Origin of the sequence: Sphingomonas jinjuensis (assembly GCF_014197105.1) — a bacterium.
In the GTDB taxonomy this organism is placed as follows: domain Bacteria; phylum Pseudomonadota; class Alphaproteobacteria; order Sphingomonadales; family Sphingomonadaceae; genus Sphingomonas; species Sphingomonas jinjuensis.
In genome coordinates this window covers 1-14,697 of the sequence record NZ_JACIEV010000009.1, presented here as the reverse complement: position 1 = coordinate 14,697, position 14,697 = coordinate 1, and the positions used below count along the sequence as shown (strand labels likewise).

Here is a 14,697-nt window from a genome sequence, read left to right as displayed (position 1 = left end):
ACGTGACGGACGACCGGCAACGAAAAAGCCCCGGGCGGTGTCGCCCGGGGCTTTTCTGTCAGTCCGCTCGGGACACGCGATCAGTGGTGGTGATCGTCGCCGATGACCGGCAGCGTCTCGAACTGGTGGTACGGCGGCGGGCTCGACAGCGTCCACTCGAGCGTGGTCGCACCCTCGCCCCAGGGGTTGTCGGGCGCCTTCTTGCCCGCCAGCAGCGACCAGATCACGTTGACGAAGAAGATCGCCATGCCGGCAGCCATAATCTCATAGCCGTGCGTCGCCAGCGTGTTGAAGTGCTCATAAGCGTCCGGATAGTCCGGATAGCGGCGCGGCATGCCCTGCAGGCCCAGGAAATGCATCGGGAAGAACAATACGTTCACGCCGATGAAGAACACCCAGAAGTGCAACTGGCCAAGCAGCTCACTGTACATGCGGCCCGACATCTTCGGGAACCAGTAGTAGAAGCCGGCGAACAGCGAGAACACCGCGCCGAGCGACAGCACGTAGTGGAAGTGCGCGACGACGTAATAGGTGTCCTGCATATAGTCGTCGATGCCGCCGTTGGCGAGCACGACGCCGGTGACGCCGCCGACGGTGAACATGAAGATGAAGCCGATCGCCCAGACCATCGGGGTCGGGAAGCGAAGCGAACCGCCCCACATCGTCGCGATCCACGAGAAGATCTTAATGCCGGTCGGCACCGCGATGACCATCGTCGCGGCGGTGAAGTACATCTTCACGTTCACGCTGAGGCCGGTGACGAACATGTGGTGGGCCCACACGATAAAGCCGACGACACCGATCGCGACCATGGCATAGGCCATGCCGAGATAGCCGAAGACGGGCTTGCGGCTGAATGTGGCGATGATCTGGCTGACGATGCCGAAGCCGGGGAGGATCATGATGTACACTTCGGGGTGGCCGAAGAACCAGAACAGGTGTTGGTAGAGGATCGGATCGCCGCCGCCGGCCGGATCGAAGAAGGTGGTGCCGAAGTTGCGGTCGGTGAGCAGCATCGTGATCGCCGCGGCGAGGACCGGGAGGGCCAGCAGCAGCAGGAAGGCGGTGACCAGCACCGACCACACGAACAGCGGCATCTTGTGCAGGGTCATGCCCGGCGCACGCATGTTGAAGATGGTGGTGATGAAGTTGATCGCACCGAGGATCGACGACGCGCCCGCGAGGTGGAGCGACAGGATCGCCATGTCGGTCGACGGTCCCGGCTCGCCATAGGTCGAGAGCGGCGCGTAGAGCGTCCAGCCGTTACCCGCGCCGCCGAAGAAGGGCGAGGCGAGGAGCAGCGTGAACGACGGGATGAGCAGCCAGAAGCTGACGTTGTTCATCCGCGGGAACGCCATGTCCGGCGCACCGATCATGATCGGCACGAACCAGTTGCCGAAGCCGCCGATCATCGCCGGCATCACCATGAAGAACACCATGATGAGGCCGTGCGCGGTGATGAGGACGTTCCACAGGTGGAGCGATTCATCGAGGCTGGCGGCGCCGCCGTGGAGCATGCCGGCCCAGCCCTGGAGATACTGGATCCCCGGGTGAGCGAGCTCGGCACGCATCAGGCCGGAGATCGACCCGCCGATGATCCCCGCGACGATCGCGAAGATCAGGTACAGCGTGCCGATGTCCTTGTGATTAGTCGACATGAACCAGCGGGCGAAGAAGCCCGGCTTGTGATCGGCATCGTGATGATGCGCGTGATCGTCGTGCGCCTGGAAAGCGGACGGATTGAGAGCGGTGTCTGTCATCTTACTGTCCAGCAGTCCCGGTGGCGGGGTTGTTGGTGGCGCCCTGCGGCGAGGTGGCGGGGGCGACGGTGACGTTCTGCGTCGGACCGGTCGCGGCATCTGCGGCGTTGCCCTCTGCCTGCTTGGCGGCCGAACCCTCGGCGCCCGGCTGCGGGATCACCTTGTCGCTCGGCTTGCCCGGGGTCGGCATCGTGCCGCCCTTGGCACGGACCCAGGCGGCGAACTGCGCCGGCGGCACGGCCTCGACCGCGATCGGCATGAACGCGTGGCGCGCGCCGCACAGCTCGGAACACTGGCCGAAGTAGAGGCCCGGCTTCTGGATGGTGAAGCTGGTCTCGTTGAGGCGTCCGGGAACGGCGTCGAGCTTGATCCAGAACGCCGGCATCGCCCAGCTGTGGATCACGTCCTGCGAGGTGGTGATGAGGCGGATCGGCACGCCGACCGGCAGAACGACGCGATTGTCGGTGGCGAGCAGACGCGGGCCATCGGCATCGGTGCGGAAACGCTCGCCCGCGCCGACCTGGTCGCGCTCCTTGAGCATGTTGGCCGTGATCTCGAACCCGCCGTTGTCGGGGTATTGGTAGCTCCAATACCACTGGTTGCCGATCGCCTTCAGCGTGATCGCGCCGGCGGGCGCCGGCTTGAACTGCGCCGACAGCAGACCGATCGACGGGATCGCGATCGCGACCAGGATCAGCACCGGGACGAGCGTCCACACCACCTCGATGAAGGTGTTGTGGCTGGTCTTCGACGGGATCGGATTGGCTGCCTGGCGATAGCGGAGCGCGACCCAGATCAGCAGCGCCAAGACGAAGATGCAGATGACGGTGATGAGCGGGAACAGGATGCTGTCATGCATCCAATGCGCGAACTTGCCGTTTTCCGTCACCTGCGGCTGAATGCCGAACCGGCCGTTGACCGGCTGACCGATGCCGGGCTGCGCGGTCATGACGGGCGCGCCATCCATGGCGAGTTCAGGACTGTTGGGGGCAGCCGGCGCCGTGGCGTTCGCCGTGGTCGGCGCCGTGGCGGTCGCACCAGCCGGCGCGGCTGCGGCCTGAGGCGACGGCTGCGTCGCATAGCCGGCCGTCCCCAGGCCAGCTAACGCGAGGCCTGCGGCGATCGCCAATCCCTTGAACCTGTTGCGCATCTCTTATCGTCACCCCGTCCCATCGATGATTGCTCCATGCGGCGGAGCGTGCGGCACACGAGACATGTACCGACTTTGACTCAGGCCTATACGCGCGGGTTTCCCCAGCCTCAAGCCGTGCCCGTGACGATTCCCCCGCCGGTGCTTGGCGACGGCGGGTCGAGCGCCTATGGCGCGGCCGATCGACGACAGCTTGGGGGACGACATGACCGACGAAGAGGTGCTTGCCGAATTCCGCGCCGCCGAGGCGCTGTTGGAAGGGCACTTCATCCTGTCGTCGGGGCTACGCAGTCCCCGCTATCTGCAATGCGCCCGGGTGCTGATGGACCCGCGGCGCGCGGCACGGCTGGCCGAGGCGCTGGCGGCGCGCATCCCCGGCGAACTGCGCGGCCGGATCGCCGCGGTGGTGTCGCCGGCGATGGGCGGGGTGATCGTCGGCCACGAGATGGGCCGCGCGCTGGACATGCCGGCGATGTTCGTCGAGCGGCCGACCGGCACCTTCGAGCTACGCCGCGGCTTCCGCCTCGATCCGGGGGCCGAGGTGCTGATGATGGAGGACGTCGTCACCACCGGCCTGTCGAGCCGCGAGGCGATCCTCGCGATCGAGGCGGCGGGCGGGCGCGTGATCGCGGCGGGCACGCTGGTCGATCGGTCGAACGGGACGGTCGACCTGGGCGTGCCGTTCTTCCCGCTGATCCGCCTAGACGTGCCGACCTACGAACCCGATGCGGTCCCGCCCGAACTGGCGGCGATCCCGGCGATCAAGCCGGGGAGCCGTGCGGCATGACGGACCATCTTCGCCTGGGCGTCAACATCGACCATGTCGCGACCGTCCGGAACGCGCGGGGTGGGGTCTATCCCGATCCGGTGCGCGCGGCGTTGGTGGCGGCGGACGCGGGCGCCGACGGGATCACGGCGCATCTGCGCGAGGATCGGCGGCATATCACCGACGACGATATCGCGCGGCTGTCGGCGGAGCTGACGATCCCGCTCAACCTGGAGATGGCGGCGACCGAGGAGATGCTGGGTGTCGCCATGCGCCATCGTCCCCATGCGGCCTGTATCGTGCCCGAAAAGCGCGAGGAGCGGACGACCGAGGGCGGGCTGGACGCAGCCGGGCAGCACAATCACCTGGCGCCGATGGTGCGCGAGCTGGGTGCAGCCGGCGTGCGGGTGTCGCTGTTCATCGAGCCCGATGCGCGGCAGATCGATGCGGCGGTTCGGCTGGGCGTGCCGGTCGTCGAGCTGCACACCGGGCGCTATGCCGAGCTGGACGGTGAGGCGCGGGCGCAGGAGCTGCGGCGGCTGGCCGATGCGGCGGCGCTGGCGGCGAAGAACGGGATCGAGGTGCATGCCGGGCATGGGCTGACGTACGACAATGTCGGCCCGATCGCGGCGATCCCGCAGGTGCGGGAGCTGAACATCGGGCATTTCCTGATCGGCGAGGCGATCTTCGTCGGGCTGGACGAGAGCGTGCGGGCGATGCGCGAGGCGATGGATGCGGCGCGGGGCTGACATGGAGAATCCTCCCCGAGCTCGGCTCGGGGAGGGGGACCGCCGGCCGCAGGCCGGTGGTGGAGGGGCGATCGTAGGACCGGCCCCTCCACCGCCCGTCTGCGCCGGGTGGTCCCCCTCCCCCAGCAAGCTGGGGGAGGAATGATAAGATGATCATCGGCCTGGGTTCCGACCTGTGCAATATCGAGCGGATCGAGGCGTCGTTGGCGCGGTTCGGCGAGCGGTTCGAGAATCGCGTCTTTACCGACGTCGAGTTGGCGCGGGCGGCGCGGCGGCCGTTCACCAAGGCGGGCACGCTGGCCAAGCGCTTCGCCGCCAAGGAAGCCTTTTCCAAGGCGGTGGGAACGGGGTTCAAGCGCGGGGTGTTCATGCGCGACATCGGTGTCGTCAACCTGCCGTCGGGTGCGCCGACGCTGGCGCTGACGGGCGGTGCCAAGGCGAGGCTTGACGCCATGATCCCCGAAGGCCACGTCGCCCACATCCACCTGACCATGACCGACGATCATCCCTGGGCGCAGGCGTTCGTCATCATCGAGGCGCTCAAGCAATGACGAAGGAAGCGGTGTTGGACGGCAGCGACGCCAAGCCGGAGACGACGGCCACCGCCGACGCGACGCCCGCGCGCAAGGGCACCGATTGGTGGGCCGAGGTGAAGGGCATCTTCTGGCTGGTGCTGATCGTGCTCGGCTTTCACAGCTTCATCGCCAAGCCCTTCTACATCCCCAGCGAATCGATGCTGCCGGGACTGCGGATCGGCGACCGGCTGGTGGTGTCGAAGTTCGCCTATGGTTGGTCGTTCGTGTCGCCGACGATCCCCAATCCGGTCGCGGTGTTCAACAGCCTGGTGCTGCAAAAGCCCGAGGAGAGCTGGATCGTCGGATTGCCGTTCATGCACGGACGGCTGTTCGGATCGCTGCCCGAGCGCGGCGACGTCGTGATCGTCACGCCGCCGGGACGCCGCAACGATTACATCAAGCGCGTCATCGGCCTGCCGGGCGATACGCTGGAAGTGCGGCAGGGAACGGTGATCCTTAACGGCCGTGCCGTCACCCGTGGGCCGATCCATTATGTCGACATTCCCGTCGACACCAACAGCCCGTGCCGCGACGACGAATATCTCGGCGCGCGGATCGATATGCCGGGCAAGGGGATGGTCTGCCACCTGCCGATCGTCACCGAGACGCTGCCCAACGGCCGCCGCTACGACACGGTCGAGCTGGGGTGGAGCCCCGGCGACGATTACGGGCCGGTGAAGATCCCGGCCAACCACGTCTTCCTGATGGGCGACAACCGCGACCGCTCGGCCGACAGCCGTTTCGCGCTGTCGCAACTGGGGCTGGGCGGGCCGGTGCCGTATGAGAATCTGGGTGGGCGGGCCGAGTTCGTGACCTTCAGCCTCGACGGCGATGCGACGCTCAACCCGCTGACCTGGTGGGGATCGCTGCGCGCCGGCCGCTCTGGCACGTCGCTCCATCCCGATCGTACGCCGTCGTGAGCAATCCGCCGCTGGTCGACGATCCGGCACCGCTGGAGTTTCGCGACCAGCTCGTCCGGCGCGAGGCGAAGCGGGCGGCGGTGTGGCTGGGGATGATCGGCGCCATCGCCATCACGGTGCTGCTGATCCAGCCGCTGCTGGTCTTGTTCGCGGGCATCGTCTTCGCGGCGCTGCTCGACGGCGGCGTCCGACTGCTGGGCAAGGTACTCCCGATCGGGCGCGGGTGGCGGTTGCTGATCGTCGTGCTGCTGGTCGTGCTGTTCCTGGTCGGCACCTTCTACCTGACCGGCGTGCAGGTGACGCAGCAGTTCACGCAGCTGCGATCGACGCTGGAAATGCAGGCGATGCGGCTGAGCGGCTGGCTCGCCGACAACGGCCTGATGCCCAAGACGTCGGACATGGCGGGGCTGGCGCGGCAGGCGCTGGGATCGGTCGGGCGGCTGACGTCGTGGGTCGGCACCGCGATCGGCAGCGTCACGACGATGTTCATGATCCTGGTGCTGGGGCTGTTCCTGGCGATGGAGCCGGGCACCTATGCGCGTGGCCTCGTATGGCTGTCGCCGAGCCGATATCGCCGCGAGTTCGCGATCACGCTCGACCGGATGGGTCAGGTGCAGCGGCGGCTGCTCGCCGGGCGGCTGATCGGCATGGCGTTCGAAGGCGTGCTGACCTGGGTGGTGCTGGCGATCGGCGGGGTGCCGATGGCGATGCTGCTGGGGATCATCGCGGGCGTGCTGGCCTTCATCCCCAACATCGGCGCCTTCATCACCGGCGTGCTGATGATCGCGGTCGGCTTCAGCGCGGGGACCGACAAGGCGATGTGGGCGGCGGCGACCTATGTCATCGTCCAGACCTTCGACGGCTATGTCGTCATTCCGATGGTGGCGCGGCGGACGGTCGACCTGCCGCCGGCGCTGACGCTGACCGCGCAGATCATGGCGAGCGCGCTGTTCGGCGTGCTGGGGCTGGCGCTGGCGGATCCCATGACCGCGATGGTCAAGACCGCGCTCGAACGCAGTGCCGAGCGCGAGGGCGAGAAGGACGAGGCGTCAGGCGACGAGCGAGTCGAACACGCCTAGATAGCGCACCGCCGCATCGGCACCGGGCGGCGGTACCGGGGCGGGGCGGGGCGCGGTGAGCCAATGGCGGAGCGCATCCGCCAGCGCATCGGTGTCGTCGGCGGCGACGATGGTGCCGAGCGTGGGTGTAGTGACGATCTCGTCGATCGCGACGCTCGACCGGGTGGTGACGACGGGGGTGCCGACCGACAGCGCCTCGCGCAGGACACCGGGCACGCCCTCATAGTCCGACACCAGCGCCAGCACCGCGACGTGCGGCATCGTCGCCAGCGGATCGGCGACATGGCCCGGCAGGTGCAGCCGATCGGCGACGCCGAGGGCGGCGGCCTGCGCTTCCAGGGCCGGGCGCAACGGGCCCTCGCCGAGGATGACGAGCGAGACGTCGGAGGGCAGGCGGGGCAGGGTGGCGACCAGGCGATCCCAGCGCTTCTGCTCACGCAGCCGGCCGACACCCAGGACGATGCGGCCCGGCGGCAGCGGGACCGGCCGGGCGCCGGCGATCGGCAGCGCAGGCGGGTTGGCGATGACGTCGATCCGGCCGGCCATGTCGTACAGCGCCTCGGCCTGCGCCGCCGAGGCTGGGGTCATCGCCACCAGCCGGTCGAGGAAGCGGCGGTGCAGCGACAGCCAGCGACGATGCACGCGGTCGAACAGCCACCCATGGTCACCGCGTTGCGGGCTGTTCGACAGCTTGGCGACGATCGGCGGGCAGCGCCGGCCGAGCCGCGCACGCAGCCACAGCGCGTGGACGGTATAGTAGTTGCCGGGGCAGAAGATCACGTCGGGCCGCACCTCGTCGACGATCGCGGGCAGCGCGAGCAGCGAACGCCAGCGCGGATCGCCGCGGTCGATCAGCGTGATCCCCGGCGGTATCTCGGCGACGAGCGGGCCGGTTGCCGCGCCGGTGACCAGCGTGACCCGCCGCCCCGCCGCCCGCCAGCCGCGCGCGAGCCGCAGCATTGCGCGCTCGACGCCGCCGCCTTCCAGAGTGCGGGCGTAAATCAGGATGTGCTCGGCCGGCATGACAGGGGGCGTCGGTTGCCACATTGTCGCAACCTGTCGCAACCCGGCGATAATCGCGTGCAACAAAGCGACGGCATCGCTATGGAATGCCAGCGCTCACCGTCCGGATTATCCCCATCGACCAGCTCACCTCGCGCCCGGGACTTTCAGTTCCCCCGGCGTCCGACATGACGGGTATCGAGCCGTTGCGCACGATCAAGCGGCGCTGGCCGGCGATCATTGGCGCGGTGCTGAGCCTCGCGATGATCGCGGGGCTGGGCCATGAGCTGCTGGGCGCCGGACTCGCCGGGCTCGATCGCGCCGTGCCGCGCAGCCCCTTGTTCTACCTGGCGTTCATCGTCCTGTACCTGGCGCCGCCGGTGTTCGACTTCCTGATCTTCCGCCGGCTGTGGGCGATTCCGCTCGCCGGGCTGATCGCGCTGGTGAAGAAGCGGATCGCGAACGACGTCGTGCTCGGCTATTCGGGCGAGGCGTATTTCTATGCCTGGGCGCGGCAGCGGGCGCATATCGTTGCGGCACCGTTCGGCGCGGTGAAGGACGTGTCGATCCTGTCGGCGATCGCGGGCAACGCCGTGACGCTGACGATGATCGTCCTGGCGCTGCCGTTCGGTTTCCACCTGATCCCGCCCGACATGACCCGGTACATGTACGGGTCGCTGGCGGTGATTTTCGGCACCTCGATCCCCTTCCTCGTCTTCTCGCGGCGGGTATTCTCGCTGTCGCGAAGCGAGCTGTGGTACGTGTTCGCGATGCAGGTCAGCCGGCTGCTGGTCGGCACGGTGGCGCTGGCGATGGCGTGGCATTTCGGGTTGCCGGGCGTGTCGGTGAGCATGTGGCTGTTCCTGTCGGCGGGCCGGCTGCTGTTCTCGCGCCTGCCGCTGCTGCCCAACAAGGACCTGCTGTTCGCCAATTTCGCGATCCTGGTGATCGGCGAGGACGCGGCGCTGTCGGAATTGATTGCGTTCGTCGCCGCGGCGGTGTTGCTGGTCCACGTCCTGCTGATCGTCGTCTTCGCGATCGGCGATCTCATTCAGCGGCGGAAGCGTGCATGACATATCTGACGATGATGGCGACGGCTCTGGTCGTCGCGGCGCCTGCGGCCGCGCGGGCCGAGGTGCTGGGCAGCGATGCGGCGGCCTGCGCCGCGCGGCAGCCATCGATCGAGGTGGAACTGGAAGGGTTCAAGGATCGTAAGGGTGAGGTGAAGCTGGAGCTTTACCCGGCGACCGCGGAGGACTTTCTGAAAGACGACCGCGATCTCATCAAGGAAGGCAAGCTTTTCCGCCGTGTCCACGTGCCGACGCCCCCATCGGGTCCGGTGTCGATGTGCATTCGCGTGCCCGGCCCAGGGCGCTATGCGCTGCTGGCGACGCACAATCGCGACGGCAAGAACAAGTTCAGCATCTGGCAGGACGGCGCTGGCCTTTCCAGCAACGCCAAGCTCGGTGCGTCGAAGCCCAAGGTGACCGCCGCGATCGTGGAGGTCGGGAACGGCGTGACGCGAGTGCCGATACGGCTGCAGTATCTGCGCGGCCTCGGCGGCTTCGGCCCGATCGGAAACTGACCCGCCATGCGCATCGTCGATGTCAACGAATTCTACTCGCCGACCGGTGGCGGCGTGCGCACCTATTGCGATCGCAAGATGGCGATCCTGGCCGACATGGGGCACGAGCTGATCGTCGTCGCCTGCGGCCGGGAGGATCGGGTCGAGGAGCGGCCGGGCGGCGGGCGGATCCATTATCTCAAGTCGCCGAGGATGCCGTTCGACAAGAACTACGGCCTGTTCTGGGACCGAGGCGCGATCCACGACGTGCTCGACCACTACGATCCCGATGTCGTCGAGAATTGCTCGCCGTGGCGCCCCGCCTGGTTCGTCGCCGAGTGGCAGGGGCGCGCGATCAAGTCGTTCTTCGTTCACAACGACAATGTCGAGGCCTATGCCAAGCGCTGGCTGTCGGGCGTGGCGTCCGGCGAGCGGATCGAGCGCGCCTGCGCTTGGTACGACCGCTATCAGCAGCGGTTCCTCGATCGTCACGACACGGTGGTGACCAACGGCCCGGCGATGACCGAGCGGCTACGGCGACGCGGTGTGCGCGTCGACGCGACGATGACGCTGGGGATCGACCGGCGCCATTTCTCGCCCGAGTTGCGCAACCCCCGGCTGCGAACCGCTCTGCTGGCGCAATGCGGGCTGCCCGCGGACGGGCATCTGTTGCTGGGGATCGGCCGCCACCATCCCGAGAAGCGCTGGCCGGTCGTGATCGACGCGGTGCAGCGGGCGGGCGCCGCGCTGCCGGTGGGGCTGGTGATCCTGGGCCAGGGGCTCGACACCCGTGCGATCGAGCGGCGGATCGGCGACAGCCCGCACATCCGGCTGTTCCGCCCGGTCTACGACCGCGCGCGGCTGGCCGAGATCATGGCCAGCGTCGACGGCTTCATCCACGGATCGGACGCAGAACCGTTCGGCCTGGTCGGGTACGAGGCGCTGGCGAGCGGGGCGCCGATGATCGTCCCCGATACCGGCGGGATGGCAGAGGTCGCCGATCCGCTGTTCGCCGAGACCTATACCGGGCGCGATGCGCACAGCTGCGCGGCCGCGATCAAGCGCTTCTTCGCGCGCGATCCGGCGTTGCTGCGCCGTGCGGCGGGCGTCGCGGCGGCGCGGGTGCGCAGCGACGAGGACCATGCGGCGGAATTGATCGCGCATTATCAGAGCGTGATCGATCGGCGACTGGCCCGAGCGGCCTGAGCACTCGATCCCGGCAATCAGGCGGCGAGCGCGACCTCGTCGATGCCGACCGACAGCGTCCACTGCTCCTCGCCTTCGAGGCCCAGCGCGGTGAGCACGCCGGTGTCGTAGGCGCCGGTATCGATGCCGATGCGATTGTCGCGGAAGTCGATCTGGCCGTCGGTCTTCGAATGACCGTGGACGACGATGCGGCCGTGCGCGCGCGGGCTCGACAGGAACGGCTCGCGGATGCGCAGCAGGTCGGCGGGATGCTGGCGATCGATCGATACGCCGGGGCGAACCCCCGCGTGAACGAACAGATAGTCGCCCAGCGTCAGCGTCAGCGGCAGTTCGCGCATCCAGTTGATCACGCCGAGCGGCACCGCCGCGCGGATCGTCGACCAGATCAGCGCCGGCTCCGCATCGATCGAGGGTGCCGGCCCGCCCAGGAAGCCCGCGAGCGTCGCATCGCCGCCATGGCGAAGCCAGTGGATGGCAGCCTCTTCGTCACCGTCCCACGCCGCGACCATCGCCGCTTCGTGATTGCCCTTCAGCACGGTGAAGCGCGGGTCGGTGAGGCGGGACAGCGCGGTGGCGAGCTCGGCGCCGAACGGTCCGCGATCGATGACGTCGCCGACGAGGACGATCGCGGTGTCGGACGGACCGCGCGCGGCATTGTCGTCCTCGATTCGCGCCAGCAGCCGCGACAGCAGCAGCGCCTCGCCGTGGACATCGCCGATCGCATAGACGCGCGTTCCCGCCGGCAGGGCGGGTGCGCGTCGGCGGCGGCCGACGAACCGGGGCATTAGCGGTCGCATCCGCACCTTATGAAGCGGCGCGCGGAATTTTCCAGCGGGATCGTAGCGCCGGGCGATGCGCATTTGCGCTTTTCCGGGGATAGATCGATAGCGGCGTTAACGGGAGAACGAACGATGGCGACGCGGGTGCGGCTGTTCCAGGGGGATCGCTGGCAAGATGCCGAGATGGCGGGAGACGTCACCGTCGATGTGGTGCCGGCGATCGGCCATCATCTGGCGCTGGCGGGTGATGACCGATGGCGGGTCGGCAAGGTCGTCGACATCGCCCATCGCATCGTCGACGCGGACGAGGCGGCGGATATCGCGCTGCTGGTATCACGGCTGATCGAGGGCGGATCGCTCGACGAGCCGCTGCCGCTGGCGGCGCTGGACGGCGAGGTGGGGGCGATGAGCCCGGCGCCAGCACCCGCACCGCCGCCGGCCCCGTCGCGGGGGCCATGGGGATAGCGCGATCGCCATGGCGACCCGACGTTTGCCGGGGTCGCCATGACGATCGGGCTTTGGCGCTAGATCAGCGGAACTTGCCCGACAGCGAGACGCCGATGATCCGCGGTTCGTTGAACACCGCGGCCATGTAGTTCTCGATCACGCCCTTCAGGTTCTTCTCGTTGGTGATGTTGCGCGCGAAGGCCGACAGTTCCCACGCATCGCCGGGCGCGCGATAGCCGATCGACAGGCCGCCCTCGAAATTGCCGTTCGAGGTGAACTCCTTAGTCCGGTACAGCACGAACTGGGTATAGCCCTGGATATTCCAGTCGGTGGCGATGAACGCATGGCCGCCGTTCGACAGCGGCGCTTCGTAACGGGCCGTCGCGTTCGCCTGATACTGCGGCGCGTTGGGCAGCGGCTCGCCGTCGATCTGCGCGAAGGTGTTGGTGCCGATCCTGATCGTCGGGTTCTCGACGGTGCAGACGACGACGCCGTTGAGCGCGCAGACCTGCGCATAGACGCGCTTGTCCTTGATCTCGCTGTGCAGCAGGCTGAGCCCGGCGGTGAAGGTCAGGCGGGGCAGCGGGCGCCACTCGGCGTCGGCTTCCATGCCGTACGCTTCGGCATGGTCGGCGTTGAAGAGGACGCCGTTGCCGTTCGAGTCGTTGCCGTTGAGTTGGATGTCGTTGACGCGGTAGAAGAATCCGGTCGCGTTGAGGCGTAGCGTGTCGCCGAACAGCTTGCTCTTGAAGCCGCCCTCATACGACATGATCGTCTCGGAATTGGCGGTGGTGAAGTCGGAGTTGAACACCGCCGAGCGGCCCTGGATGGTGGGGCCGCGGAAGCCGCGCGCGACGCGGGCGTAGAGGCTGACGTCGTCGCTGGCGGCATAGAGCGCCGACACGTCGAAGCTGGGCTCGCGATCCGCCAGGCGGACGTAGCGACGCCCGGTGTAGGTCGCGACGTTGGCGACGGTGTTGGCGGTCTTCAGCAGCCGCGTCTTCTTCGTGTCCTGCGTCTCGCGGGCGCCGACGGTGATCGTCAGCCGCGGCGCGATCTCGTAGCTCAGCTGCCCGAACAGCGCATAGCTGATGTTGACGTTGTGCAGCCGCACCCAGTTGTTCGGATTGCGCGCGGCGGTGCGCAGGAAGAAGGCGCGCTGATAGAAATCGGTGGTGTTGTTCTCGTTGAAGTAGAAGCCGCCGACCTGCCACTTGAAGCGGCTGGTGCCGTCGCTGGCGAGGCGGACTTCCTGCGTCACCTGGTCGAGGTCGCGGATGTTGCCCTGGCTCTGGCCGAAGCCGTTGGCGACGCCGTTGACCGGGAACAGTGCGGCCGCGCCGCCGTCGGTGTCGCCGCGGCTCCAGCCTTCGGTCGTCTCGTACGCGCTGATCGAGGTCAGCGTGACGCCGCCGAAGTCATAGGCGCCGCGCACCGACCAGCCATAGGTGTCGTAGGACTGGGGGTTGTCGTTGCCCTCGTCATAGGCGACACGATCGCGCGGTTCGGCGGCGACCGAATTTGAACCCTTCTTCAGCGCGGCGCGATGGAACAGCGTCGAGGTGCCGTCGTACCAGCGGGCGTGGCCCGACACGTCGACCGAGAAGGCGTCGGTCGGCTGGAGCAACACCTGGAGGCGGACGTCGCGCTCGTCGAAGCCGCCCATCGCATTCTTGCGCGGGGTGGCGGTCAGGTCGGCGCTGGTGCCCGAGAAGGTGTTGTCGACCCAGTTCTGGCGATGCTGGATCAGGCCCGACAGGCGGAATGCGACCTTGTCGCTGATCGGGCCGCCGACGCCGAAGTCGCCGCTGACGGTGTTGTAGCTACCGACCGACATCTGGCCGCGGCCCTGCCAGTCGAACGTCGGCTTGTTCGTGTCGAACTTGATGATGCCCGCGGTGGTGTTGCGTCCGAACAGCGAGCCCTGGGGCCCGCGCAGAACCTCGACCTGGGCGACGTCGTAGACGGGGTTGGACTTCAGCACGACATGCTCGAGGACGACGTCGTCCTGGATGATCGACACCGGCTGCGAGGCGCCGAGGTAGAAGTCGATGTTGCCGAGGCCGCGGATGTAGAAGCGCGGGAAGATGCGGCCCGTGGTCGTTTCCGTATAAAGGCCGGGGACGCGGCCGCCGAGCGCCAGTATGTCCTCGCCGCCTTGCTGGAAGGTGCGCAGCTGGTCGCCGGCGACGACGCCGACCGAGACGGGCACGCGCTGGAGGTTTTCCGAGCGGCGCTCGGCGGTGACGATGATGTCGCCGACGCCATCGGCGGGCTGCTCGGTATCCTGGCCGGGCGCGGGCTCGGCAGGGGTTTCCTGCGCGGCGGCGGGCGCGGTGATCGAGAGCGCAGCGAGGCAGGCGCCTGCGAGCAGGTGGCGGATAGTCGTCATCGATAGTGTCCCCCGCGGCCGTGTCGCCGCCCCAAATGGTTGATGCGGGGGCGTTGTCACCCCTCATGTCCGAGGGGCCGGTAGGGGGGTATTATGTCGCTATTGTGACATAAGTTTGCTGGGTGGGGAGGGCGACGCCTCGGGCCGTCATGCTGAGTTTGGTTCAGCATCTCGCCAAGAAGGCGTGCTCTCTATCGCGAGATCCTGAAACAAGGGCGTGTCATCACTTGAGTGTGATGAAGGCCGCGACGAGATGGACGGCGCCGAGGAAGGCGACGGCTCGCTTGTCATATCGGGTGGCGATGGCG

The 14,697-nt window shown here is 67.8% G+C and carries 14 protein-coding genes; 9 read left to right on the top strand and 5 right to left on the bottom strand.

The features are described 5' to 3' along the window. Positions 1-80: 80 nt before the first annotated feature. Both ctaD and coxB read right to left on the bottom strand, forming a co-directional pair. A complete protein-coding gene (gene ctaD, locus GGQ80_RS14420; protein WP_183986079.1) occupies positions 81-1,760 on the bottom strand; it encodes a cytochrome c oxidase subunit I in 1,680 nt (559 codons plus the stop codon). 1 nt (position 1,761) lies between these two features. Further along, positions 1,762-2,910: a cytochrome c oxidase subunit II gene (coxB, locus tag GGQ80_RS14415; protein WP_183986077.1), complete on the bottom strand. Its 1,149-nt coding sequence runs from the start codon at positions 2,908-2,910 to the stop codon at positions 1,762-1,764. A gap of 205 nt (positions 2,911-3,115) precedes the next feature. On the opposite strand from coxB, the gene pyrE reads away from it, so the two are divergent. The 5 genes from pyrE to GGQ80_RS14390 all read left to right on the top strand — a co-directional run bounded on the left by pyrE (position 3,116) and on the right by GGQ80_RS14390 (position 6,999). Next, positions 3,116-3,697, top strand: coding sequence for an orotate phosphoribosyltransferase (pyrE, locus tag GGQ80_RS14410; protein WP_183986391.1), 582 nt, complete (start codon positions 3,116-3,118; stop codon positions 3,695-3,697). Continuing rightward, entirely contained in the window at positions 3,694-4,425 is a 732-nt protein-coding gene (locus GGQ80_RS14405) for a pyridoxine 5'-phosphate synthase (protein WP_183986076.1), read from the top strand. Before pyrE ends, GGQ80_RS14405 begins: the two co-directional genes overlap by 4 nt. Before the next feature lie 149 nt (positions 4,426-4,574). Continuing rightward, on the top strand, positions 4,575-4,976 hold the full coding sequence (gene acpS, locus GGQ80_RS14400; protein WP_183986074.1) for a holo-ACP synthase: 402 nt from the start codon (positions 4,575-4,577) through the stop codon (positions 4,974-4,976). Beyond that, positions 4,973-5,920, top strand: coding sequence for a signal peptidase I (gene lepB / locus GGQ80_RS14395; RefSeq protein ID WP_183986072.1), 948 nt, complete (start codon positions 4,973-4,975; stop codon positions 5,918-5,920). The genes acpS and lepB overlap by 4 nt, the downstream gene beginning before the upstream one ends. Continuing rightward, complete coding sequence (locus GGQ80_RS14390; protein WP_183986070.1) at positions 5,917-6,999, top strand: AI-2E family transporter; 1,083 nt, start codon at positions 5,917-5,919, stop codon at positions 6,997-6,999. The genes lepB and GGQ80_RS14390 overlap by 4 nt, the downstream gene beginning before the upstream one ends. Here GGQ80_RS14390 and GGQ80_RS14385 read toward each other — a convergent pair. Next, the gene (locus GGQ80_RS14385) at positions 6,970-8,022 is read right to left on the bottom strand and encodes a glycosyltransferase (protein WP_183986068.1); all 1,053 of its coding nucleotides are present in this window, start codon (positions 8,020-8,022) and stop codon (positions 6,970-6,972) included. The two genes, GGQ80_RS14390 and GGQ80_RS14385, sit on opposite strands and share 30 nt — an antisense overlap. Before the next feature lie 167 nt (positions 8,023-8,189). On the opposite strand from GGQ80_RS14385, the gene GGQ80_RS14380 reads away from it, so the two are divergent. The 3 genes from GGQ80_RS14380 to GGQ80_RS14370 are packed head-to-tail and all read left to right on the top strand — an operon-like array spanning position 8,190 to position 10,771. Continuing rightward, positions 8,190-9,074, top strand: coding sequence for a hypothetical protein (locus GGQ80_RS14380; protein ID WP_221364413.1), 885 nt, complete (start codon positions 8,190-8,192; stop codon positions 9,072-9,074). After that, positions 9,071-9,586, top strand: a complete 516-nt coding sequence (locus GGQ80_RS14375) for a DUF2141 domain-containing protein (protein ID WP_183986066.1) — start codon at positions 9,071-9,073, stop codon at positions 9,584-9,586. The genes GGQ80_RS14380 and GGQ80_RS14375 overlap by 4 nt, the downstream gene beginning before the upstream one ends. Before the next feature lie 6 nt (positions 9,587-9,592). Beyond that, the gene (locus tag GGQ80_RS14370) at positions 9,593-10,771 is read left to right on the top strand and encodes a glycosyltransferase (RefSeq protein WP_183986064.1); all 1,179 of its coding nucleotides are present in this window, start codon (positions 9,593-9,595) and stop codon (positions 10,769-10,771) included. Positions 10,772-10,788: 17 nt separating this feature from the next. On the opposite strand, the gene GGQ80_RS14365 is transcribed toward GGQ80_RS14370, so the two are convergent. Beyond that, a complete protein-coding gene (locus GGQ80_RS14365) occupies positions 10,789-11,556 on the bottom strand; it encodes a metallophosphoesterase (protein WP_183986062.1) in 768 nt (255 codons plus the stop codon). 126 nt (positions 11,557-11,682) lie between these two features. On the opposite strand from GGQ80_RS14365, the gene GGQ80_RS14360 reads away from it, so the two are divergent. Continuing rightward, the gene (locus tag GGQ80_RS14360; protein ID WP_183986060.1) at positions 11,683-12,015 is read left to right on the top strand and encodes a hypothetical protein; all 333 of its coding nucleotides are present in this window, start codon (positions 11,683-11,685) and stop codon (positions 12,013-12,015) included. A gap of 64 nt (positions 12,016-12,079) precedes the next feature. On the opposite strand, the gene GGQ80_RS14355 is transcribed toward GGQ80_RS14360, so the two are convergent. Next, a complete protein-coding gene (locus GGQ80_RS14355) occupies positions 12,080-14,389 on the bottom strand; it encodes a TonB-dependent receptor (RefSeq protein WP_183986058.1) in 2,310 nt (769 codons plus the stop codon). Positions 14,390-14,697: the final 308 nt, after the last annotated feature.

Excerpts from the sequence above, each read along its gene's own strand:
- acpS (WP_183986074.1), top strand. The coding sequence starts at position 4,575 with ATGATCATCGGCCTGGGTTCCGACCTGTGCAATATCGAGCGGATCGAG.
- GGQ80_RS14375 (WP_183986066.1), top strand. The coding sequence starts at position 9,071 with ATGACATATCTGACGATGATGGCGACGGCTCTGGTCGTCGCGGCGCCT.
- GGQ80_RS14380 (WP_221364413.1), top strand. The coding sequence starts at position 8,190 with ATGACGGGTATCGAGCCGTTGCGCACGATCAAGCGGCGCTGGCCGGCG.
- coxB (WP_183986077.1), bottom strand. The coding sequence starts at position 2,910 with ATGCGCAACAGGTTCAAGGGATTGGCGATCGCCGCAGGCCTCGCGTTA.
- ctaD (WP_183986079.1), bottom strand. The coding sequence starts at position 1,760 with ATGACAGACACCGCTCTCAATCCGTCCGCTTTCCAGGCGCACGACGAT.
- pyrE (WP_183986391.1), top strand. The coding sequence starts at position 3,116 with ATGACCGACGAAGAGGTGCTTGCCGAATTCCGCGCCGCCGAGGCGCTG.
- GGQ80_RS14370 (WP_183986064.1), top strand. The coding sequence starts at position 9,593 with ATGCGCATCGTCGATGTCAACGAATTCTACTCGCCGACCGGTGGCGGC.
- GGQ80_RS14360 (WP_183986060.1), top strand. The coding sequence starts at position 11,683 with ATGGCGACGCGGGTGCGGCTGTTCCAGGGGGATCGCTGGCAAGATGCC.
- GGQ80_RS14365 (WP_183986062.1), bottom strand. The coding sequence starts at position 11,556 with ATGCCCCGGTTCGTCGGCCGCCGCCGACGCGCACCCGCCCTGCCGGCG.
- GGQ80_RS14355 (WP_183986058.1), bottom strand. The coding sequence starts at position 14,389 with ATGACGACTATCCGCCACCTGCTCGCAGGCGCCTGCCTCGCTGCGCTC.
- lepB (WP_183986072.1), top strand. The coding sequence starts at position 4,973 with ATGACGAAGGAAGCGGTGTTGGACGGCAGCGACGCCAAGCCGGAGACG.
- GGQ80_RS14405 (WP_183986076.1), top strand. The coding sequence starts at position 3,694 with ATGACGGACCATCTTCGCCTGGGCGTCAACATCGACCATGTCGCGACC.
- GGQ80_RS14385 (WP_183986068.1), bottom strand. The coding sequence starts at position 8,022 with ATGCCGGCCGAGCACATCCTGATTTACGCCCGCACTCTGGAAGGCGGC.